The organism is Gilliamella sp. WF3-4 (assembly GCF_001690275.1).
GTDB lineage: Bacteria > Pseudomonadota > Gammaproteobacteria > Enterobacterales > Orbaceae > Gilliamella > Gilliamella apicola_C.
In genome coordinates this window covers 268341-288485 of record NZ_LZGW01000045.1, presented here as the reverse complement: position 1 = coordinate 288485, position 20145 = coordinate 268341, and the positions used below count along the sequence as shown (strand labels likewise).

The 20145-nt window shown below is 34.8% G+C and carries 21 protein-coding genes; 8 read left to right on the top strand and 13 right to left on the bottom strand.

Annotated elements, in window-relative coordinates; all coding sequences use genetic code 11:
* The 4 genes from A9G47_RS10530 to A9G47_RS10515 are packed head-to-tail and all read left to right on the top strand — an operon-like array spanning nucleotide 1 to nucleotide 1457.
* Nucleotides 1–303 carry an RnfH family protein gene (locus tag A9G47_RS10530; RefSeq protein WP_065567609.1) on the top strand — a complete coding sequence of 101 codons (303 nt, stop codon included), beginning with the start codon at nucleotides 1–3 and terminating at the stop codon, nucleotides 301–303.
* Complete coding sequence (zur, locus tag A9G47_RS10525) at nucleotides 296–730, top strand: zinc uptake transcriptional repressor Zur (protein WP_065567610.1); 435 nt, start codon at nucleotides 296–298, stop codon at nucleotides 728–730. The genes A9G47_RS10530 and zur overlap by 8 nt, the downstream gene beginning before the upstream one ends.
* A complete protein-coding gene (locus A9G47_RS10520) occupies nucleotides 718–1074 on the top strand; it encodes an EamA family transporter (protein WP_065567611.1) in 357 nt (118 codons plus the stop codon). Before zur ends, A9G47_RS10520 begins: the two co-directional genes overlap by 13 nt.
* Nucleotides 1074–1457, top strand: a complete 384-nt coding sequence (locus tag A9G47_RS10515; RefSeq protein WP_065567612.1) for a DMT family transporter — start codon at nucleotides 1074–1076, stop codon at nucleotides 1455–1457. The genes A9G47_RS10520 and A9G47_RS10515 overlap by 1 nt, the downstream gene beginning before the upstream one ends.
* A gap of 163 nt (nucleotides 1458–1620) precedes the next feature.
* Here A9G47_RS10515 and A9G47_RS10510 read toward each other — a convergent pair whose 3' ends face one another.
* The 4 genes from A9G47_RS10510 to A9G47_RS10495 all read right to left on the bottom strand — a co-directional run bounded on the left by A9G47_RS10510 (nucleotide 1621) and on the right by A9G47_RS10495 (nucleotide 5848).
* Entirely contained in the window at nucleotides 1621–1836 is a 216-nt protein-coding gene (locus A9G47_RS10510; RefSeq protein ID WP_065567776.1) for a DUF4177 domain-containing protein, read from the bottom strand.
* A 339-nt stretch (nucleotides 1837–2175) separates the two neighbouring features.
* Nucleotides 2176–2580, bottom strand: coding sequence for an 8-oxo-dGTP diphosphatase MutT (mutT, locus tag A9G47_RS10505; RefSeq protein ID WP_065567613.1), 405 nt, complete (start codon nucleotides 2578–2580; stop codon nucleotides 2176–2178).
* 116 nt (nucleotides 2581–2696) lie between these two features.
* Nucleotides 2697–5417 (bottom strand): preprotein translocase subunit SecA, encoded by a 2721-nt coding sequence (gene secA, locus A9G47_RS10500; RefSeq protein ID WP_065567614.1) that lies wholly within the window; start codon nucleotides 5415–5417, stop codon nucleotides 2697–2699.
* A gap of 86 nt (nucleotides 5418–5503) precedes the next feature.
* On the bottom strand, nucleotides 5504–5848 hold the full coding sequence (locus A9G47_RS10495; protein WP_065642838.1) for a hypothetical protein: 345 nt from the start codon (nucleotides 5846–5848) through the stop codon (nucleotides 5504–5506).
* Nucleotides 5849–6079: 231 nt separating this feature from the next.
* Here A9G47_RS10495 and A9G47_RS10490 point away from each other — a divergent pair, with 231 nt between their 5' ends.
* The gene (locus A9G47_RS10490; RefSeq protein ID WP_065567616.1) at nucleotides 6080–7144 is read left to right on the top strand and encodes an MJ1255/VC2487 family glycosyltransferase; all 1065 of its coding nucleotides are present in this window, start codon (nucleotides 6080–6082) and stop codon (nucleotides 7142–7144) included.
* 10 nt (nucleotides 7145–7154) lie between these two features.
* On the top strand, nucleotides 7155–7655 hold the full coding sequence (folA, locus tag A9G47_RS10485; protein WP_065567617.1) for a type 3 dihydrofolate reductase: 501 nt from the start codon (nucleotides 7155–7157) through the stop codon (nucleotides 7653–7655).
* 60 nt (nucleotides 7656–7715) lie between these two features.
* Here the strand turns inward: folA and relA are convergent, their stop codons facing one another.
* The 9 genes from relA to trmB all read right to left on the bottom strand — a co-directional run bounded on the left by relA (nucleotide 7716) and on the right by trmB (nucleotide 18222).
* The gene (gene relA / locus A9G47_RS10480) at nucleotides 7716–9974 is read right to left on the bottom strand and encodes a GTP diphosphokinase (protein ID WP_065642837.1); all 2259 of its coding nucleotides are present in this window, start codon (nucleotides 9972–9974) and stop codon (nucleotides 7716–7718) included.
* A 3-nt stretch (nucleotides 9975–9977) separates the two neighbouring features.
* On the bottom strand, nucleotides 9978–11315 hold the full coding sequence (gene rlmD, locus A9G47_RS10475; RefSeq protein WP_065642836.1) for a 23S rRNA (uracil(1939)-C(5))-methyltransferase RlmD: 1338 nt from the start codon (nucleotides 11313–11315) through the stop codon (nucleotides 9978–9980).
* Nucleotides 11316–11330: 15 nt separating this feature from the next.
* Complete coding sequence (gene coaD / locus A9G47_RS10470) at nucleotides 11331–11819, bottom strand: pantetheine-phosphate adenylyltransferase (RefSeq protein ID WP_065567620.1); 489 nt, start codon at nucleotides 11817–11819, stop codon at nucleotides 11331–11333.
* Between the two features lie 653 nt (nucleotides 11820–12472).
* Nucleotides 12473–12607 (bottom strand): aldose epimerase family protein, encoded by a 135-nt coding sequence (locus tag A9G47_RS15025; protein WP_081297805.1) that lies wholly within the window; start codon nucleotides 12605–12607, stop codon nucleotides 12473–12475.
* A gap of 1210 nt (nucleotides 12608–13817) precedes the next feature.
* Nucleotides 13818–14834 (bottom strand): UDP-glucose 4-epimerase GalE, encoded by a 1017-nt coding sequence (gene galE, locus A9G47_RS10460; RefSeq protein WP_065567622.1) that lies wholly within the window; start codon nucleotides 14832–14834, stop codon nucleotides 13818–13820.
* Nucleotides 14835–14875: 41 nt separating this feature from the next.
* Nucleotides 14876–15064, bottom strand: coding sequence for an MFS transporter (locus tag A9G47_RS15020; protein WP_442903031.1), 189 nt, complete (start codon nucleotides 15062–15064; stop codon nucleotides 14876–14878).
* 549 nt (nucleotides 15065–15613) lie between these two features.
* The gene (locus A9G47_RS10455) at nucleotides 15614–16777 is read right to left on the bottom strand and encodes a histidine-type phosphatase (protein WP_176700697.1); all 1164 of its coding nucleotides are present in this window, start codon (nucleotides 16775–16777) and stop codon (nucleotides 15614–15616) included.
* Complete coding sequence (gene nfsA, locus A9G47_RS10450; RefSeq protein WP_065642833.1) at nucleotides 16774–17499, bottom strand: oxygen-insensitive NADPH nitroreductase; 726 nt, start codon at nucleotides 17497–17499, stop codon at nucleotides 16774–16776. The genes A9G47_RS10455 and nfsA overlap by 4 nt, the downstream gene beginning before the upstream one ends.
* An 18-nt stretch (nucleotides 17500–17517) precedes the next feature.
* Nucleotides 17518–18222 carry a tRNA (guanosine(46)-N7)-methyltransferase TrmB gene (gene trmB, locus A9G47_RS10445; protein WP_065642832.1) on the bottom strand — a complete coding sequence of 235 codons (705 nt, stop codon included), beginning with the start codon at nucleotides 18220–18222 and terminating at the stop codon, nucleotides 17518–17520.
* 240 nt (nucleotides 18223–18462) lie between these two features.
* Between trmB and A9G47_RS10440 the strand changes: the two genes are divergently transcribed.
* Both A9G47_RS10440 and pth read left to right on the top strand, forming a co-directional pair.
* On the top strand, nucleotides 18463–19410 hold the full coding sequence (locus A9G47_RS10440) for a ribose-phosphate pyrophosphokinase (protein ID WP_065567626.1): 948 nt from the start codon (nucleotides 18463–18465) through the stop codon (nucleotides 19408–19410).
* A gap of 72 nt (nucleotides 19411–19482) precedes the next feature.
* Nucleotides 19483–20073: an aminoacyl-tRNA hydrolase gene (pth, locus tag A9G47_RS10435; RefSeq protein WP_065642859.1), complete on the top strand. Its 591-nt coding sequence runs from the start codon at nucleotides 19483–19485 to the stop codon at nucleotides 20071–20073.
* Nucleotides 20074–20145 lie beyond the last annotated feature (72 nt).

Below are 20145 nucleotides of genomic sequence, written 5' to 3'. Positions count from 1 at the left end.
ATGATAAATATTCAAATTGTTTATGCATTACCAAATAATGTAACAGTTATTGATTGTGAAGTTGACGAAAAAACAAACATCTTGCAAGCAATAAAAAAATCCAATATCTTATCAAAATGTCAAATTAAATTAGATGAAAATTTAGTTGGCATCTACGGAAAACGTTGCGATGTTAATGAACTGGTTAAAAATGGGGATCGGATTGAAATCTACCGAACATTAATCAATGATCCAAAAGAAATAAGACGAAGAAAAGCCGCTCAAAAAAGCAATGACGAAAGGCAAAGGAAACCGAATGCATAACCTGCTAATTGAAAAGATCGAAACTTTATGCAAAAATCGAGGTACGAAACTGACGACACAACGTCGAACTGTTTTAGATATAATGCTGACAGCAAATAAAGCAATGAGTGCCTACGATCTTTTAGATCTGCTCAAAGTCAGTGAACCACAGGCTAAACCACCGACAATTTATCGTGCACTTGAATTTTTACTTGAACAAGGTTTTATTCATAAAGTGGAGTCCACCAATAGCTATATTATTTGTCCACATTTCCAAGATCCCGAACATATTTCAATTTTATTTATTTGCGATAAATGCCAACAGATCATCGAAAAACATTCACAAGATATCGAATATCAATTCAAAAATTTAGCACAGCAATCTGATTTTTTAATCAAACATAGTGTGCTAGAAATACATGGGTTTTGTCAACAGTGTCAATCTTGATCATTACTCTTTGGTTAATTAATATTGCCTGCGATACTGTCGGGCAAATTGCATTTAAATATGCAGCGATTAATTCCAAAGATACGCAAGGCCTGCGTTATTGGCAAAAACTTTTTGGTAATTATTGGTTATGGCTAGGTTTTGCTGCTTACTTTATTGGCTGTATTTTTTGGCTAGCTTTTTTAAGCTCAGTGCCATTATCTCAAGGAATATTACTGGGATCATTTAATATGATTACTGTTATGCTAGCTGGTCGGATTTTATTTAAGGAACATCTGACGAGCTTTCGTCTTATTGGTATCCTTTTTATTACGATAGGCGTAGTTTTGGTTGGACTTACGTAATGAAAAAATTTTATATTATTGGGTTTATCTTACTATTGTTTTTTGATACGTTTGGTCAAACAAGCTTTAAGTTAACCGCATTATCGGCGATGCCCCTTGAAATGAGCATTGATTGGTTTATCCGTATTTTTACTCATAGGTGGGTTTATTTGGTAATTATTGGGTATACTGGAGCATTTGTCACATGGATGATATTATTAAAAAAAGCACCTGTAGGCCCCGCTTTTGCCGTTTCTCATTTACAGTTAGTTACGGTAATGTTGGTTTCGGCTATTGCATTTGATGAGCCAATTGCATTTATACGTATGCTTGGTGGGCTATTCATTATTATTGGTATTGTTTTTTTAGCTCTGGCAGAACAAAAATTAAATCGTAATACTTAAAATTTTTTATACTGAAGCGTAGTACTTTCTTAAGCTTTTTGACAATAGGTAATATAGTAATTGATTAGGCTTAACTAAGCATATTTAGTGGGAGATACAATATAATTAATAGATATATTGTGTCTCCCAATCTGGTATCAGCTTATCCCCTATAGAGGTAAGCTTAGTTGCGTTCACGTTCCATTACAATTAAATAGGCTTCCCTTTTCCAAAATAAAAATAAACGACGCATATCTTTTTCCATCGTCACTACACGCCAGCCATCTTTAGCATTTTGATTTAAAAATTCGGAAAATTTAACCTCGTTAGCATTCGCTGAGCCTAAAAGTAATGAAGACAATGCGCCTTCTTGGAAAACAACTACCTTATATTCTTTCATAACAATTAAAACCTTAATATTATTTTTAACAATGTAATTTTTAATGATAAGTAACATTAAAAATTCTCGGCATTATATATTATGTAAATTTTGTTTCCTAGCACATAATTAATCTTCCATAAAAATATATGATTAGTATGTTTTTGTTCAGTTTGTTGCTTAAGACTTTCGGTTTATGGTTAAAAGTTTAATTTGATAGTAATGTGCACAGTATAACTCTCTTGTTATGTAGTTCTATATGGCATATTAATTTATAATGAAAAATTAAAAATACCCTCACATTAAAACATAAGATTGCATAATGAGAAAGGCAATTAAAACTAAATCATTATAAATGGGCTAAATTTGTTTATCCAAATTTTTAAGCATTTCGATAATTGGTCGATTAGCATCAGGGAACTCATCAGCATTTAAATCTTGCTGATCTACCCAACGGCTGGGTTGCCCTTCTTTTGCAAAAGGAACACCATCCCATTCTTCTACTAAATAAGCATAGATAGTAATATCGCGATCATCATAACTGTGTTCGACTGTTTTTAAGAATTGGGCTTGGTGGATATGAATGTCAACTTCTTCAGCAATTTCACGTTGTAGGGTTTGATAGGGTATTTCTCCTGCTTCTATTTTCCCTCCAGGAAACTCCCAAAATCCCGCTAGATGGGAATCTTCACCGCGTTGGGTAATAAAAATTTGACAATTTTGTGAACGAATAATACCTACAGCAATTTCAGTATGTTTTTTCATAATTGTGTTTGTCTATAATTTAGGTTAGGGAAAGCTTAACCTTTCCCTTTTAGTTCTTGTCGATCTTAATCGACGATTTAAGCATCAATTTTGCTCAATCATACTAAATTATTATCTTATTGAACAGATCCATGGCAGTGTTTATATTTTTTACCTGAACCACAAGGGCATGGATCATTGCGCCCAACTTTAGCTTGTGTACGCATTATCGGTTGAGCTACTGATTGGCTTTCATTTTCACCACTCATGCTCACTACTGACTCATGATTAGCTTGTTGCTTAGCCATTAGTTTTTCCATTTCAGCTAGACGTTGGCGTTCTGCTTCATCAACTTCTTCTTGTGAACGAATTTGCACACGGCTCAAAATACCAATAACATCATATTTTAACGATTCTAACATGCTAGCAAACATATTAAATGATTCGCGTTTATATTCTTGCTTTGGATCTTTTTGCGCGTAGCCACGTAAATGAATACCTTGACGCAAATAATCCATGGCGGCTAAATGTTCTTTCCAAAGAGTATCAAGTGTTTGTAACATAACACTTTTCTCAAACTGCCTAAATGCGTCAGCACCAGCAATATTTTCTTTCTCTAAGTACCTGTCTTTTGCCATTTGTAAGATGCGTTCACGCAATGTTTCTTCATGTAAATTTTGCTCTTCATCTAGCCATTTTGCCACTGGTAGATCCAAATCAAAATCTGTTTTTAGCGCTACTTCAAGCCCTGAAATGTCCCACATTTCTTCAATTGATTGCGGTGGAATATATTGGTCAATTAGGGTATTGAATACATCTCCTCGGATTGAATCAATAGTATCTTTGATATCGGTATTATCAAGTAAGTCGTTTCGTTCACGATAAATTACTTTACGTTGTTCATTGGCGACATCATCATACTCAAGAAGTTGTTTACGGATATCAAAATTGCGGTTTTCAACTTTCTTTTGCGCATTGGCTATTGCTTTTGTTACCCATGGGTGTTCAATAGCTTCATCTGTCATACCTAGTTTACGCATCATGTTACCCACACGCTCAGATGCAAAAATTCTCATTAATGGATCTTCAAGTGATAGGTAAAAACGAGAAGCACCTGGATCGCCTTGACGGCCAGCACGACCACGTAGTTGGTTGTCAATACGGCGCGATTCGTGACGCTCTGTACCCAAAATATATAATCCACCTAGTGCTAAAATTTCTTCATGTTTTGTTTGCCACGCTTGTTTTGCCTTTTCGATATCTTCAGGTGTTGGGTTTTCAATTTTTGCTATATCATTTTGCCAGTTACCGCCAAGCATAATATCGGTACCTCGCCCCGCCATGTTAGTTGCAATAGTAACTGCTCCTTTACTCCCAGCATTAGCAATGATTTCGGCTTCTTGAGCATGGAACTTAGCATTTAGCACATTGTGTTTAATTCCTGCTTTTTTAAATGCTTGTGAGACTAGTTCAGATTTTTCGATTGAAGCTGTTCCAACTAAAACAGGTTGTCCTGTTTTTACACATTTTTGTACATCAGCTACAATTGCATTGATCTTTTCTATTTCAGTTATGTAAACAAGATCAGGGTGATCTTTTCTTTGCATAGGACGATTAGTTGGGATAACAATTGTATCTAAACCGTAAATCTGATTAAATTCAAATGCTTCAGTGTCCGCTGTGCCTGTCATACCAGCTAATTTTTCATATAATCGGAAATAGTTTTGGAATGTAATTGAAGCAAGTGTTTGGTTCTCATTTTGGATTTTAACATGTTCTTTCGCTTCAACTGCTTGATGCAATCCATCAGACCAACGACGTCCCTCCATTGTTCGACCTGTGTGTTCGTCAACAATGATGATTTCGTTATCTTTAACAATATAATCAACATCGCGGTGAAATAGATGATGGGCACGTAGAGCAGCATTAACATGATGCATTAAAACAATATTATTTGGTGCATAAAGTGATTCATTACTCTTCATAATGCCTTGTTTAATCAATAACTCTTCGACTTTTATTAATCCTCGTTCAGTTAAGTTAACTTGGCGTGATTTTTCATCAATTGAAAAGTCTCCATCGCCTTGAAACTGATCAGAGTCTTCCTTTTCTTGACGAATTAAATAAGGGATAATCTTATCAATACTGATATATCTATCGGAACTATCTTCAGCTTGTCCTGAAATAATTAGCGGTGTTCTTGCTTCGTCAATTAATATTGAGTCAACTTCATCAACTAAAGCATAATAAAGTGGTCGTTGTACACGAGCATCTTTGCTAAACACCATATTGTCACGTAAATAATCAAACCCATATTCATTATTCGTGCCGTAAGTGATATCTGCATTGTAAGCTTCTCGCTTTATTTGTGGCGGCATATTGGGTAGGTTAATACCAACAGTTAAGCCTAAAAATTCGAATAAAGGGCGATTATTTTCTGCATCGCGTTGCGCTAAGTAATCATTAACCGTAATGATGTGCACACCTTTGCCAGTTAACGCATTTAAATAGGCTGGTAATGTCGCTGTTAAGGTTTTACCTTCACCAGTACGCATTTCTGCAATGCATCGTTCATTTAATACCATACCACCAATTAACTGAACATCGAAATGGCGCATGCCAAATACGCGCTTACTTGCTTCACGAACTACAGCAAAAGCTTCTTCTAAAATATTATCTAATTTGGTCCCTGCTGCAACTTTTTGTTTAAACTCTGCCGTTTTTGCTTTTAGTTCTGCATCTGACAATGCTTCCATTGCTGGTTCAAGTGCATTAATTTTTTCAACTCGCTGGCGCATACTTTTTAATACACGATCATTACGGCTACCGAATACTTTTGTTAATAATTTTAATAACATAACTTCTCTCTTATTCTTTTTATACAAATAATAAAGGCTTATAGCCTTATAATAGGGCAAATTCATTTAATTGAGTGATAAACTCTTTATATGGCAACGTGAGGACCAGCTCTTATTCCATTATTTGGTGATAATCTAATGGTTGTATTTAGACAAAGAGCATCATTATTTTGTAAAAGAATTTGCTTATCAAAATACTGTTTTTGTGATGAGACGAATGTTTGAGGTTTAATTTTTAATTGGGGTTGATGCTCTTGTACTATTGCAGTAATAGCAATAATATCAACCTGAGAAATCAGCTGTTGAGCAGGCAATGCATTTTCTTGGTGAAACCCAAATCCAGTAGCAATCACACCTAATAATAAGTGCGATAAAGCGGTTTTGATAATTAAGCGTTTGCTAATTTTTTGCCAATAATTAATTACAGTCATAACAATGATATATTAGCATTTTTTGCCAAAATGAAAAACAATTATTAGTATTTGTCAAAATCTATATATAAGCTCAACAAAAGATATAAAATGATAGCTTAGCCACAATCAATGCAGAATTATGATAACTATTAATGCTATAATTTTATTTAATCATGCAAAATAATTTTCATAATAATAAGCTGTTCTGCTATTATATTTATATAGTTAAAATTGACGAATAATAAAGATATGAAAATTCTCTTTGGTGTTCAAGGAACAGGTAATGGTCATGTTAGTCGTTGTAGAACACTAGCTAAAGCATTGAAAAAAGCTGGTGCTGATGTTGATTATATTTTCAGTGGACGTGATCCTAAAGATTATTTTGATATGGAAGTTTTTGGGAATTATAGAACTTTCCGTGGAGTAACTTTTGCAACACAGAATGGAAAAATTAATTTTCGTAAAACCGTGCAACGAATCCGAGCTTTCAGGCTTATAAAAGATGTGTATGAGCTTGATTTATCAAAGTATGACTGTATTATCAGCGATTTTGAACCAGTGAGCGCTTGGGCTGCACATCATCAGGATCGTGACTGTTTAGGAATAAGCAATCAGGCCGTATGCGAATATCTTAAGCCTAAAGAATATGGGCTAGTTGCAAATGTGATTATGAAGTATTATGCTCCGGTAACTGAACCTATTGGCCTACATTGGTTTCATTTTGGGCATAAGTTACTACCACCAATGATAGACTCATTCCAAGCTATACCATCAGAAGATGGCAAGATCGTAGTCTACTTGCCTTTTGAAAGCATAGATGAAGTGATTAATATGTTAAAACCATTTAATAATTATCAATTTATCTGTTTCCATCCAGAGATAAAACAAGTTACTAGCTATGGCAATGTATCTTTGAAACCACTAGGTAGAGATAGTTTTACAAATGAGCTGATTAGTTGTTCAGGAATTATTTCAAATACAGGATTTGCGTTGATTTCCGAAGCATTAGCGCTTGGTAAAAAAATTCTTACTAAGCCAGTTTCAGGACAATTTGAACAAATCTATAATGCTCAATGTTTACAATCACTTGATATGGCAACAGTTATGGAAAACTTAAACGGTATTAAGCTAAAGTATTGGCTTGATTTACCCTCGCCAAAGCCGATAATTTATCCTGATGTGGCTACAGCGCTAGCTAATTGGATTGTTGCTGGGCAAAAGGAGCCGTTACGTTCTTTGAGTGAGCGACTTTGGAGCCAGACGGTGTTTCCTGAGAATGTAAATAAACATATTAAATCTTTGGGTTATGTATAAAAAGGAAAAAATGATTTTAAGTATTATTGTTGCGATGGCACATAATCGTGTTATTGGCTTAAATAATCAGATGCCTTGGCATTTGCCTGCAGATCTGGCATGGTTTAAAAAAAACACACTTAATAAACCTGTTATTATGGGACGGAAAACCTTTGAGTCTATAGGTCGACCTTTGCCCAATCGACACAATATTATTATTAGTCGCCAAACTGAAAAATTGGTTATTAACCATGAGCATATTAGCTGGACGAAGTCGATTGATGAAGCATTATTAGTGGCTAAAAGCCAAGTGGCAGATGAGGCGTTTATTATCGGTGGTGGCAATATTTATCACCAAGTGCTATCTATGGTGGATCGGCTCTATTTAACACATATCAATGCTAATGTACAAGGCGATACTTTTTTCCCAGATTACAGATTTGATTCATGGCGACAAGCTTATTGTGAGAATCATCAAGCCGACGATAAAAACGCTTACGATTACCAATTTGAAATTTTAGAAAGAATATAATTATCAATATGTTGCCACAGATCAGATTGTGGCAATTTTGCTAATTAACCGCCAGCCGTTTTACCCATGAAAACGTTTGGCTTCAATAACATCAGATAGCTGTTTTATTTTATTGAGTATTCGACTTAACGATTCTTGATGAGAAATTTCCATGTCTACATCAATAGTCGCTAATTGTTGTTTTATATCTGAGCGGCTAATTAAACCAAGAACGTTTGCCTTTTCATTAGCTAAAATAGTGGTAATATCTCTCAACAAACCACTCCTATCGTTAGCAATAATTTGTACCGCTATTGTGTAGCTTGAATTGATAGTATTATTCCAAGTCGCTTGAGTGATACGATCTGGTGCATGATTTTTTAGTTCTTGTAATTGCTCGCAATCAGCCCGATGAATTGAGATCCCTCGTCCTTGAGTAACAAAGCCTGTAATTGGATCGTTAGGAATGGGGCGACAACAGTTTGCAATGGTATACATTAGGTTACCCACACCTTCAATAATAATTGCACCGCCTTTTTTATTACTAGCTTTATTCGTATTTTTTGTTTGTGCATTAAATTTTTGGGCAATCTGTTTTAATGCTGCTTCGTCTTCTTCTTTCGCTGTTGGTTTGTTAAATTGTGCATTGATGAAATTGACTAATTGATTTATTTTTACATCACCACTACCAATACCTGCTAATACCTCTTCAAAAGAGTGAGCATTATATTTATTGATTAAGATTTTTTCGACACTTTTTAAACTAATATTTAGCGGTTCAAGTTCATTTGCTAGTATTTGTTCACCAGCAACAATATTTTTATCACGATCTTGTTTTTTAAACCATGCTTGAATTTTGGCTCTTGCTTGGCTACTGTTAACAAATCCTGTATTAGAATTTAGCCAATCACGGCTTGGGTTAGGTTGTTTTTGAGTGATAACTTCAACTTGATCGCCCATTTTTAAATTATAGGTAAAAGGCACAATTCGACCACCAACTTTGGCACCGATACAACGATGACCAACATCACTATGTATATGATAAGCAAAATCAAGTGGTGTGGATCGTGCTGGCAAGTCGACAACATCGCCTTTCGGTGTAAAAACATAAACCCGGTCATCAAAAATCTGACTACGAACGGCTTCTTGAATTTCGCCACGTTCAGACATTTCTTGTTGCCATGTTAATAATTTTCTTAACCAAGAAATTCTCTGGTCATAAGCTGTCATTTTGTCGGTACTACCTTCTTTATACTTCCAATGAGCAGCAACGCCTAGTTCTGCATCGTTGTGCATTTGTTCAGTACGGATTTGAATTTCAATGGCCCTATCTTGTGGGCCATAAACGACAGTATGAATTGATTGATAACCATTTGGTTTGGGATTAGCAACATAATCATCAAATTCTTTAGCGATATGTTTGTAATGGCTGTGGACGATGCCCAAGGCATTATAACAATCTTCAATTCGATCGCAGATAATACGCACAGCTCGGATATCATATAGATCTTCGAATTCAAGATGTTTACGTTCCATTTTCCGCCATATACTATAAATATGTTTAGGACGACCATAAACCTCTGCGCGAATATGATCTTTGTTCATCAGTTTTTGTAGATGTTTAACAAATTGATGGATATATAATTCACGATCTAATCGCTTTTCTTGCAATTTTTTAGCAATAAGCCGATACTCGTCTGGGAATAAATAGCGGAAACAGAAATCTTCTAACTCCCATTTTAATTGCCCTATTCCTAAGCGATTGGCTAATGGTGCATAAATATTAAAACACTCTTTAGCTACCAAAACTTGTTCTTCTTGGGGAGATTTGATTAAATTACGTAAATAGGTAATACGCTCAGCCAATTTGATGACTACACTTCGGAAATCATTAACCATCGCCAATAGCATGCGACGAATACTATCAATTTGTTCTGTTGTGGCACTACCGTTGCGGATTGCACGCAATTGACGAATTTCTTTCATTTTAACAATGTTAGAGATGATGTGAGAAATTTCACGATCAAAATCTTCAGGGATATCCTCACGGCGAATAATTTTGGCATCAACAAAAGGAAGCAATAAAGCAGCACATAAACTATTGATGTCCATATTTAGAGTCGATAGGATCTCAACCATTTCGATAGCATTTTGGAAACAGAAAAATTGCTCAGAGGCTCCAGCGCTGTTTTCAAAACAAAAATCCCAAACTTCTCTAAACTTTTTATAAGATGCTGGGTTAGCTAATAATAGTTCTTGTTTTGCCCATTGCTCAACTTCAAATTGAGCAAGCGAATAATGTTCTTCTCGATGTTGGTGCGCGCCTCTGATAGTTACCATAAATTATGTTCCTGATTTTATTAACAACAACATTGATTCAATATGTTTGGTTTGTGGAAACATATCTAAAATAGCAACTTGAGCAATTTTGTATCCTGCATCTATAAGTTGTTTGCTATCGCGAGCTAGAGTAGCAGGGTTACATGATATATAAACAATTTTAGATGGAGCTAATTTTGCAATTTCTATTACTGCATTTAATGCCCCCGCTCTTGCTGGATCTAATAATACCTTGTTAAATTGTGATTGGCTCCATATCGAAAATTGTTGAGTATCGTCTAAGTTGCTAGCTAAAAAATTGGTTTCAGCACAAATCCTATTACTATTTAATATAGTGTTAAATTTTGCTTTTTCAACCAGTGCATCAATACCTTCAATACCTGTTACTGTTTTACTTAATGTTGCTATAGGTAATGAAAAATTACCCATACCACAAAAGAGATCTAAGACTTGGTCAGTTGGTTGTAATGTTAACCAATCAAGAGCTTGATTGATCATTTTTTTATTTATTTTACAATTTACTTGGATAAAATCTAGAGGGCTAAAAGTTAATTTTAAATGATTAATTAAATAAAAATGCTCTGTATTACCTGTAATATGTACTAAATCTTTACCATGAAAATAAAGTGAAAGGTTGTGATTTTCTGCGAACTCTTTCAATAAGTTAGCATCATAATCAAGTAAAGGCATAGTATGCCTTAAAACAATAATAATACCACTGTCGACTGAAATTAATTCAATATGACCAAGTGCTTTTTTCTGTTTAAAATTGCTAAATATACTTTGCAATGGTATTAGCAGTGTATCTAATTCATTAACTAATATGGGACAACGTTTAATATTGATTATTTTGTTTGACTCAGCTTGGCGAAACCCAATAACTAATTCGCCTTTAACTATATTAATTGAAAGCCTTGCTCGCCGCCGATAATGGTAAGGCTGATCGGCAATAATTATGGGAGAATTTTGAGTAATATTTGCTAAAGATTGTCCCGTTTCTTTTTGTAGCAGGTTAATTAATGCATTATATTTTGCTTGTTGTTGCAAATGAGGTGCAATATGTTGCAATTCACAACCACCACATTGCTGATAATATTGACATTGTGGTTTAACGCGATTTTGGCTTTGGTTATGATATCTAATGACTTTGGCTTTAGCATAATTTTTTTTGTCTTCAGTTAGTTCAATATCAACGGTTTCATCAGGCAAAGCTGATTTCACAAAAACTGTTTTACCTTTATAACTAGCAACCCCTTGCCCAAAAGCATCTAAGGATGCAATTGTTACTGTCAATTTTTGTTTAATAAGTTTTTTTTTCTGTTGGGTATAAAAATTAGCCATAGACGTTTTTTTAATTTATATTAAGCGTTTGAGTAATTCTGTTTTGACATGCTTTGGCACTAAATTTGTGATATTACCACCATGATAGGCGACATCTTTTACGATTGTTGATGAAATAAACCCCATCGCAATTGATGGCATTAAAAAAATGGTGTCTAAATCGGATTTTAACGCACGATTCATTTCAGCAAGTTGCCTTTCGTATTCAAAATCGTGTGTTGTTCGGACTCCACGAACAATGACTGTAGCATTATGAGTTTGAGCAAAATTTGCCATTAAATTATCAAATCCTATCACTTCGACATTAAGCAAATGCTCGACCGAAGTTGATGCTAAATTTACCCGTTCTTCTAGAGTAAACAGTGTTTGTTTATTAGGATTTTCAGCAATAGCAACGATTAATCGAGGAAATAGTAGCGAGGCTCGTGTCACAAGGTCAATATGACCATTGGTGATAGGGTCAAAAGTGCCCGGAAAAATAGCTGTTAAGGCTTTGCTTGTCATATTTTATATTTATCCATTGGGTATGATAACCGTATCATACCCAATTTTGATTAGGATTGTTAGTTTAAACATACAAATTCTTTTATTCAATTTACAGATACGGGGGAATACTTACAGAAAAAAGCTAGTTTCTATCAATATATGTCCATAAATGAGTCAAATGATTTAATTTATACAAATTAAGTCGTTAGGTGATCATGAATTTGTTAAGTCTGTAAAAGCCTACTTGGTTGTGACCATTCAATATGACGAGAACTATCAGGTAAAAACAGTGCTTCTAGTGCTACACCTGCAAAATTCCCATATTTACCATTGTATCAGTTTGGCTTATTCTGAAAAAACAACCTGTATATATTTGTAATGAAGGTTGAGTTGTTATTACATTCATTATTACTTTTTGCGCAAGTAAAATAAGTTGAGTTGAGTTGAGTTGAGTAGTCAGTGTTTTATCTAATAAGTAAATATGCCCATAACCGCCATTTATTTACCGCTCAACGCTTTCATCTTTCATGTAGTTTGCCTAAATAAAAGTTCGGGTTATTACAAACCCATATCGTACTTGATGGTTTTCACCAAATAATTATTGTGAATGACGTTAGCACCACAGGTAGAGCATAATTGACATTTGCTTTTAAACTGTGATTAAGGATATTCTAACTTGTTTCTCCATTAAGATTAAAATAAGCATAATTAGTTAAATTAACTGATGTGGCTTTTGTTGAGATTGCGTGGAACGCAATAATAACTTTGTTATAATCGGCAAGTATATAAGTGACTTTTACACTCAGCTAGCCAGCCACCCTACTCTTTATCAGGAGAAATTAATCAAAATGTTACCTGTTGCTCGAATTGGGCTTAAATTTGCTATCGTTTTTTGTCAAAACCTAATTTTCCACCATATAACAGATTGGCACATTGGTTAGTGTTAATTAGATAATGTTTATTGTTAATATCAATTGTAACACCTAAATAGGCATCTTATTGTTGGTATTGTTCTAGTGATTGGCATTCAAGTAAGGCTTCGCAATTTTGCCCGTTAACAGGTAATATACAAGAGAATCATGTCGCCTCCTCAGTTTGGAAATTTGATATGCATTGCTTGCCTATTTAAAAGTGTAATAATTTGTTTTATAAGAATATCGCACTACTCTATTCACTTTATTTACAGTTGTAAAAACCTTCTTTAATACCAATTTGTTAGCTTAATTATTGCTAATAACCGCTCTAACCGCATTGACTTTATCTTTTGGCACTAATACCACAACATATCCGCCAAAGCTACCACTAACCATCCGTACACCATCTAGTTTACCAATTACGCCGTGAATTATTTCAATAATCATCACGTGTTAAGTTGTGGCTATTGATCATAAGTATTGATAATAATTTATAATTACCACTAAAGCTTGCGTCACTTTTAGCGTGCGTTCGTTTTCAGTGATTACATAATGAGACCATTTGAATACAATGGGAGCAAGCAAGTTTTAAATATATTGTGATTCGGTTAATGAAGCATCTCTTAGTTATTTTACTTTAAGGGCTTTGACTGCTACCTCACATAGTTTACATCGAACATTATATTCATTGTTAATTAAACTTCTTTTGATATTTGAATTAATGATAATCACAGAAAAATCTCTAGGAATAGAAACAAGTTTAGCTTTTAATGATCGGCAATCGATCAGTAATGCATGTTGACTTTGTTCAAGTGCAGATATTAATTTAACTATTATGCCACAATTGGTTTTCGGCATCTTGACCAATTAATGCTAACTTGGTGCCATCTAAGGTACAAAAAACAAGTTGAATAATAACTAGGATTCTATTCTTGAGTAAATGTTTCTTGTTGCATTGACCAAGGGCGTTTCACTCTATGTGGCGAAACGCGCACCTATTGGTTGATTAATAAATTATAGCGACAAAGGGTGAGCAATCGGATTAAAATTAGCTATTTTTACTTCTATTTTAATTTTGCTTATTTTATCGATGCCATACAACTTAATCAGGATAGCCTTGAGGGTTATTTGATTGCCAATTCCACGAGTCTTTTACCATGTCATCTAGTGTTAATTTGGTTTTCCAACCTAATTTATGTTCTGCTTTTTTGACATCAGCCCAAAATGCGGGTAAATCGCCAGATCGCCTTGGCGCAAAGTGCCAGTTAAGCGCTTTTCCTGATACTTTTTCAAAAGCTTTGATCACTTGTAATACGCTGTAACCAATACCAGAACCCAAATTATAAATATGAACACCAGCTTTGTTGTGATCGGCTTTTAGTGCAGCAATGTGTCCATCAGCTAAATCAACGACATGTATAAAATCACGAATACAAGTCCCATCTGTTGTTGGGTAATCATTACCAAAAACAGCTAATGATTCTCGCTTACCTACAGCAACCTGAGTAATATATGGCATAAGATTATTAGGAATGCCTAGAGGATCTTCGCCCATCAATCCACTTGAATGGGCCCCAACAGGATTAAAGTACCGTAGTATAGTCAGTGACCAATCAGATTCGGCAACAGCTAAATCCATGATACATTGTTCTACCATTAATTTACTTTTGCCATATGGGCTGGTTGGTAGCCCTTGTGGCAAGGTTTCAACATAAGGTACAGGAGCGAGTTCGCCATAGACGGTGGCCGACGAGCTAAACACTAGCTGCTTAACACCTGCCTTTCGCATTGCTTTCATTAGAGTGATACTGCCGTAAACGTTATTTTCATAATATTCGAGAGGTTTGTGTACTGATTCACCAACTGCTTTTAGCCCAGCAAAATGAATCACTGCTTTGATATCATGTTCTGTAAAGATCTTAGCTAATAATTTTTCATCACACACATCACCTTGATAAAAATCGACCGATTGACCTGTGATTTTTTGTATTCTATCTAATACTGATACTTTACTGTTGAACAAATTATCAATAATAATTGGTGTATAACCGGATTTAATAAGTTGGACACACGTATGGCTTCCTATATATCCGCATCCACCAGTAACTAATATTTTCATAATATACCCTAATCTAATGTAATTATTACAGAGAGTATCTGTCAGAGCTCAGATTGTTCGCTGTTTTTCTGCTTCCATAGATCCCATGGACCACGGACTGATAGTGTGAAAGAAGATATTCGCGTAAAACTAAATGCGATAAAACCAAAAACTAGGTATGATCTTTCAAATCCTATTTTAACATACATAAAACCTATATAAACATAACATATAGTTGTTTTGCAAAACAAAACCTACTAGCAATTGCACCTAAGGTTACATTAAATTGAAGCAACGATCCTAAAACAAAGATAAAAATGAGGCAAACAACACAGAAAGCTGTATGACAATCCAAAGAAGATGTTTTGTTAACCCTGATTTACACAAAATTAGGCTAATTAAAAGTCAAAAAAAAGGGCAAATAATGGAATGAACGAGGAAAAAGTGATCGGGATAACACTTGGTAAAATCGATTGTATTTCATTACTAATTTTATTTTGTATTTTATATAACTTTACCCATCTAGATTTATGTTTAGAATTTAGAAAAATAAGATTAAAATAATTGGTTGGAATTGCTAGATGGCAATTGGTTTTGAAATAAATTACATTATTGTACTAATTTAGCTTACTTGAATATTATACCTACCTAATATTCAAGTAAGCCCAATAATGAATATTTATACTTAAATATAATTCTACCTGAAACGTTTTGATAATTAACCTGTTGCTAAATAGAATTAGCCTAACTTTTATAATTATTAGCTATTTATGGTGTCAGTCGGATAATTAAATCGTGTATTATTCCGTTCTAAAAGGTTTCATTCGTTTTTCAAAGTCTAACCAATCGTAATAACCATCACTATTAACAGAAGCATTGTTCAAATGTAGCTGATAATGTTGTGGTGGATTATTGGCATCAAGCGCTTGCCCGCTATGTAGTTGTTCAAAGCTTTGATAAATATATTCGGCTTTAAAAAAGTATTTATCTGTAGGTAGGTGACGAAAACGCTGTAAAGTGACCTTGCCACCAATAGGCGTTGTTTCAAATTGATTTGGTAGTTGATAGTCTTTAAAGTCTAATGCACCAAATAATGCGGCAATAGTGCTATCATGGCCAACAAGTAGGTTTACTTTATTATCTCGTTGCATTAGATCATTTATCATATTGATAATGAGCGTAGCAGAATGTTTAGCAAGCGTTTTAGATTGGAAAACTAAACGAATATATTGATTACGAATAGCGATAATTTGTTGCCACTGTTCTTGGCTAGTTAGCCTTCCCCATGCAATTTGTTCTTTGGGAAAGGCTGAATAGTATTGTAATAAAAACGCATCAACGGCCGAAGTTCCTATTGCAAGAGGCCCAAGTAGCGCTGGTTCTTCATGTTTTTTGAAATAGAGTTGTGATGGGATTTTAGCTAAATTACATTGATATTCGGCATATAATTTTGAATGTTTATAATCTAAAATATCGGAAAGGATTTGATAAGCAGGTGCTAGATTTTCAAAAATGTTGGTGTCTTTGTTGGCTTCTTTAATATCATGCAATACTGCATATTTAAATTCTGGTGAATCATCTTGCAAACTAGGATCGAAAATCGGATCCATATTTTCAATAGGATATTTGTGATGAATAGGAATATCATACCCAGCAAAAGCGCCAATTGTCAGAAATTGAGCGGTTGCAACTGTTCTTTGCAAACTGTTAGCATACACAAATAATTTGGTATCGGTTGTTGATAATTTTATATTGTGTTTTTCAAGCCAAGTTGATAGATAGTGACCAAAATAGGCTTCTAACACGCCACCTCGTGTTGTTAAATAACCATATGGATGGTTCCATTTTGGCCATTTAAAAGGCGTTGCTTTTTCTAAAAACTGTAAAGTATTGTGTAATGGAGTACGAATACCGTGGCGACTAATTATAACGACTTTATCTAGCTGATAATGATTATTTTTCATTTGATGATCCATCCTTGTTTATGCAAATAATTTAAAACAAAATCGCGTTGCCCGTTGTTTATTGTATTCACAATTTTATTGCTCCAACCGCCAGCTTTTTGATTAGTACTACGAGTTTTATAGTAATCATCCATTTGAGCATCATATTTTGCCAAAATTTCCTTATCAATAGGGCGATAATGGTTCTCAAAAAAGACCAGATCTTGTGGTAATCTTGGTTTTATTTCTGGATTATCATCTGGATAGCCAAGGCAAAGTCCAAAAAGTGGAAGGACGTATTTGGGTAAGTCAAGTAATTGAGTAACTTTATCAAGGCTGTTGCGCAATCCGCCAATGTATACCGCACCTAATCCTAAGGATTCAGCAGCAATCACTGCATTTTGTGCCATAATAGCAGTATCAATACAGCCCAATAATAGCTGTTCAGCTTTTCCTAGGCTTATTTGTGGATCAATTTGATAATGGCGATTAAAATCGGCACAAAACACCCAAAACTCAGGGGCTTGGTTAACATATTTTTGACCGCCAGCATAATAAGCTAGTTCTTCACGCTTATTGGGGTCAGTAATACGAATAATTGTCGAGCATTGAATAAAATTAGAGCTAGAAGCCAACTGAGCTGACCTAACAATTGACGTTATTTGCTCTTGAGTTAAATCAATTGATTTATAAGCACGAATAGAGCGATGCTGACAAAGTAGGTTGATCGTTTCATTTTGCATAGTGGCTCCTTTACATAATTATTTGTTTACAAATTGGAGATCCCAAACGCCGTGACCTAAATTTTGGCCTCGTTTTTCGAATTTAGTAATCGGTCTATCATCAGGCCTCGGAATGTAGTTGCTGCTTGGTGATAAGTTTTCAAAACCTTCTGCCTGATTTAAAACATCTAACATATGTTCTGCATAATTTTGCCAATCCGTTGCTAAGTGCAAAATACCGCCCAATTTTAATTTTTGGCGAATTAATTGTACAAATTTAGGCTGAATAATACGACGTTTATTATGTCTTGCTTTATGCCATGGATCAGGGAAAAAGATTTGTACTTTATCTAGTGAATGATTAGGGATCATATTTTCTAACACTTCAACAGCATCATGGCACATCACTTTTAAGTTTGATAATTGGTTTTCTTCAATAGCCATTAAACAAGCGCCTACCCCAGGTTTGTGCACTTCGATGCCTAAAAAATTTTTATTAGGTGCATTTTTGGCCATTTCAATTAATGAAGCCCCCATACCAAATCCAATTTCCAAAACGGCTGGTTTGCCAGTAGCAAAATAAATGGGTGAATTTGCATCATACTCAATCCCAAAAACAGGCCATAAATTGTTTAGTGCTTGTTCTTGCCCTTTCGTTAGACGACCTTGTCGTAAAACAAAACTACGAATGGTTCTTTTAGATTTGATATTTTCGTTATCTGAGTTTAATTGTTCGTTCATCACAGTATCTACTTAGGTTATGAAATTTATTAAAGCTAATTGATAGCTTGCTTGCTAGTTTACTCGATTTTTTCCTCACAGCAAAAGTATCTTACAGTTGAATTTTTTAATGAATGATTTATAAAAACTTATTAAATATTTTTATATTGTGGTTGAGCATGATAGATAAATGATTATATAATTATAGCCCCGATTTAACCGATTACAATTAAGTAATCATCAATACATGCTTGAGGATTTCTCGTGCCTGATATGAAGCTTTTTGCTGGTAATGCCACACCCGAACTAGCAAAGCGTATAGCTAATCGCCTTTATACTTCACTTGGTGACATTGTGGTAAGCCGTTTTAGTGATGGTGAAGTTAATGTCCAAATCAATGAAAATGTCCGTGGTGAAGATGTTTTTATTATTCAATCAACTTGTGCTCCTACCAATGACAATTTAATGGAATTACTGGTCATGATCGACGCTATGCGACGTGCATCAGCGGGTCGCATTACTGCTGTTATTCCTTATTTTGGTTATGCAAGACAAGATCGCCGAGTTCGTTCGGCTCGTGTACCTATTACCGCTAAAGTCGTTGCTGATTTTTTATCCACTGTTGGTGTTGATAGGGTTTTAACCGTTGATCTTCATGCAGAACAAATTCAGGGTTTTTTTGATGTACCTGTCGATAACGTATTTGGTAGCCCTGTTATTTTAGAAGATATGTTGCAGCGTGAGTTTGAGCGTCCAATCGTAGTTTCACCTGATATTGGCGGTGTTGTTCGAGCTCGAGCTATTGCAAAACTCCTTAATGATACTGATATGGCAATTATTGATAAGCGTCGTCAGCGTGCAAATGAAGCTGAAGTGATGAATATCATTGGTGATGTTGCGGATAGAGACTGTATCTTAGTGGATGATATGATTGATACAGCAGGAACACTTTGTAAAGCAGCCGATGCTTTAAAAGCGCGGGGTGCCAAAAGAGTGTTTGCCTATGCAACACACCCAATTTTTTCAGGAAAAGCAGTAAGTAACATTAAAAACAGTGCTATTGATGAAATTGTTGTTTGTGACACAATTCCACTAACAGCTGAAGTAAAAGCACTGAAAAATGTTCGCCAGTTAACACTATCAGGTATGCTTGCTGAAGCAATTCGTCGGATCAGTAACGAAGAATCAATTTCAGCTATGTTCCATCAATAATCTATTTTACCATTAATTAAAATGCCCCATTTGGGGCTTTTTTCACAAGAAAACCAACAAATAATAAACATTATGACAACGATAAAACTGATTGTAGGGCTAGCCAATCCAGGAAATGAATATACTGCAACAAGACATAATGCTGGTGCGTGGTTTATTGAACAATTGGTTCAGCGTTATAATCAATCATTAAAAAACGAGCCAAAATTTTTTGGCTACACATCACGAGTCAATATTTCTAACCATGATGTGCGTTTGTTAGTACCAACTACATTCATGAACCTAAGTGGTAAAGCGGTGCAAGCTATGGCAAAATTTTACCAAATAACCCCAGAAGAAATATTAGTTGTACATGATGAACTAGATCTGAATCCTGGTATTGCTAAACTTAAATTTGGTGGTAGTCATGGTGGGCATAATGGGCTGAAAGATATCGCTAGTAAATTGGGTAATAATTTAAATTTCTATCGATTAAGAATTGGTATTGGTCACCCAGGCGATAAGAATAAAGTTGTCGGTTACGTTCTTACCCCCCCATCTAAACCAGAGCAGGCGTTAATTGATCAAGCTATTGATGAATCAGTGCGCTGTACTGATATTATATTATCTCAGGGGATTGATGCTGCAATGAACCAATTACACGCTTTTAAGGCAATTTGTTGATTTAGCGCGAAAGGGTACAATAGCTAATTGGCTATTATAAAAAATCCACCCAATATTGGGTGGATTGCTATT

Excerpts from the sequence above, each read along its gene's own strand:
- galE (WP_065567622.1), bottom strand. The coding sequence starts at position 14,834 with ATGAAAATATTAGTTACTGGTGGATGCGGATATATAGGAAGCCATACG.
- rlmD (WP_065642836.1), bottom strand. The coding sequence starts at position 11,315 with ATGGCTAATTTTTATACCCAACAGAAAAAAAAACTTATTAAACAAAAA.
- secA (WP_065567614.1), bottom strand. The coding sequence starts at position 5,417 with ATGTTATTAAAATTATTAACAAAAGTATTCGGTAGCCGTAATGATCGT.
- zur (WP_065567610.1), top strand. The coding sequence starts at position 296 with ATGCATAACCTGCTAATTGAAAAGATCGAAACTTTATGCAAAAATCGA.
- A9G47_RS10455 (WP_176700697.1), bottom strand. The coding sequence starts at position 16,777 with ATGAAAAATAATCATTATCAGCTAGATAAAGTCGTTATAATTAGTCGC.
- nfsA (WP_065642833.1), bottom strand. The coding sequence starts at position 17,499 with ATGCAAAATGAAACGATCAACCTACTTTGTCAGCATCGCTCTATTCGT.
- folA (WP_065567617.1), top strand. The coding sequence starts at position 7,155 with ATGATTTTAAGTATTATTGTTGCGATGGCACATAATCGTGTTATTGGC.
- A9G47_RS10530 (WP_065567609.1), top strand. The coding sequence starts at position 1 with ATGATAAATATTCAAATTGTTTATGCATTACCAAATAATGTAACAGTT.
- A9G47_RS10490 (WP_065567616.1), top strand. The coding sequence starts at position 6,080 with ATGAAAATTCTCTTTGGTGTTCAAGGAACAGGTAATGGTCATGTTAGT.
- A9G47_RS10495 (WP_065642838.1), bottom strand. The coding sequence starts at position 5,848 with ATGACTGTAATTAATTATTGGCAAAAAATTAGCAAACGCTTAATTATC.
- mutT (WP_065567613.1), bottom strand. The coding sequence starts at position 2,580 with ATGAAAAAACATACTGAAATTGCTGTAGGTATTATTCGTTCACAAAAT.
- A9G47_RS10510 (WP_065567776.1), bottom strand. The coding sequence starts at position 1,836 with ATGAAAGAATATAAGGTAGTTGTTTTCCAAGAAGGCGCATTGTCTTCA.
- A9G47_RS10515 (WP_065567612.1), top strand. The coding sequence starts at position 1,074 with ATGAAAAAATTTTATATTATTGGGTTTATCTTACTATTGTTTTTTGAT.
- coaD (WP_065567620.1), bottom strand. The coding sequence starts at position 11,819 with ATGACAAGCAAAGCCTTAACAGCTATTTTTCCGGGCACTTTTGACCCT.
- relA (WP_065642837.1), bottom strand. The coding sequence starts at position 9,974 with ATGGTAACTATCAGAGGCGCGCACCAACATCGAGAAGAACATTATTCG.
- pth (WP_065642859.1), top strand. The coding sequence starts at position 19,483 with ATGACAACGATAAAACTGATTGTAGGGCTAGCCAATCCAGGAAATGAA.